This window comes from Fervidicella metallireducens AeB (genome assembly GCF_000601455.1).
Lineage (GTDB): Bacteria > Bacillota > Clostridia > Clostridiales > Caloramatoraceae > Fervidicella > Fervidicella metallireducens.
In genome coordinates this window covers 1-1,346 of record NZ_AZQP01000128.1, presented here as the reverse complement: position 1 = coordinate 1,346, position 1,346 = coordinate 1, and the positions used below count along the sequence as shown (strand labels likewise).

The 1,346-nt window shown below is 31.7% G+C and carries 1 protein-coding gene; it reads left to right on the top strand.

Annotation, left to right across the window (positions count from 1 at the left end):
* Positions 1 to 103: 103 nt before the first annotated feature.
* The gene (locus Q428_RS14040; RefSeq protein ID WP_035382037.1) at positions 104 to 1,150 is read left to right on the top strand and encodes an IS30 family transposase; all 1,047 of its coding nucleotides are present in this window, start codon (positions 104 to 106) and stop codon (positions 1,148 to 1,150) included.
* Positions 1,151 to 1,346 lie beyond the last annotated feature (196 nt).

Below are 1,346 nucleotides of genomic sequence, written 5' to 3'. Positions count from 1 at the left end.
GACTCATTGTATAATTAAATGCAACAGGTAAAAAATATTTAAACCATAGCGAAAATCATGTATGATATAGGTGACAAATCCAAACATACAGGAGGTTTTCACTATGGTTCATGAAAATAATTATAACACACCTATACGTTTTTTTAAACACCTGAAATCTTATGAACGAGGAGAAATTTTTGCCTTGCTTAAAGAAGGTAAAAGTATTCGTTATATTGCTAAAAAATTAGGACGAAGTCCAAGTACTATCAGTCGTGAAATTAAACGTGGCACCGTATCTCAATTAAAAAGTGATTTATCCTGTTATTCAAGCTATTTCCATGAAACTGGGCAAGCTGTCTACGAAAATCACCGTTCAAATTGCGGAGCAAAAATTAAATTAGCTAAAGCAGAGACCTTCATTAAATTTGCAGAAGAAAAAATCCGTAAAAATAATTGGTCTGTTGATACTGTCGTTGGTTATTGTAAAACTGATCCTTCTTGGAAAGATGAGTTCATTGTTTCAACTAAGACCTTATATAACTATATTGATAGAGGATTTTTATCTATTCGTAATATAGATTTACCTTTAAAAACACGTTTAAAACCTAAAAGGAAAAGAATTAGAGAAAACAAACGCCTTTTAGGTAAGAGTATTGATTTAAGACCTGAACAAATTAATTCCCGTCAGGAATTTGGACATTGGGAAATAGATACCGTCATAGGTAAAAAATCAGGAGATAAAGCTCTTTTAACTTTAACAGAACGCAAATCCCGTTATGAAATAATCATGCTTCTAGATAATAAAGATTCTAAGTCTGTTGATGATTCTATAAACAAACTCATGGAAGTTTATGGGAATGACTTTAAAAAGATTTTTAAGAGTATTACATCAGATAATGGAGTTGAATTTAGTAATTTACAATCCATTCTAAAAAAATATGATGTTGAGGTATATTATACCCACCCCTTTTCTTCTTTTGAAAGAGGAACTAACGAACGACATAATGGTCTTATACGCCGATTTATCCCTAAGGGAAAGAGTATAAAGGATATCTCTATTGACACCATTCAAAGAGTTCAAAATTGGATGAATACACTCCCACGAAAGTTACTAAATTACAAAACTCCTGAAAAAATTTTTTGTGAGGAATTATTAAAAATAGCCTAAACTCATATTATAAATATTTTAGATGTCACTTGGGGTATGTCAAGGGTAAAGCTACGCCTGCTATGCAGCCCTTGACACATACCCATGCGTGACATCTACATTGACAATTGAGATGGATTTAAGGCTATTTTGACTATTCTTAGTCCCTATACCACATGATTTTTTACAGGGTGTTGCATTTATTATTGCAATTTAA

Coding starts and splice junctions, on each gene's coding strand:
- Q428_RS14040 (WP_035382037.1), top strand. CDS start 104: ATGGTTCATGAAAATAATTATAACACACCTATACGTTTTTTTAAACAC.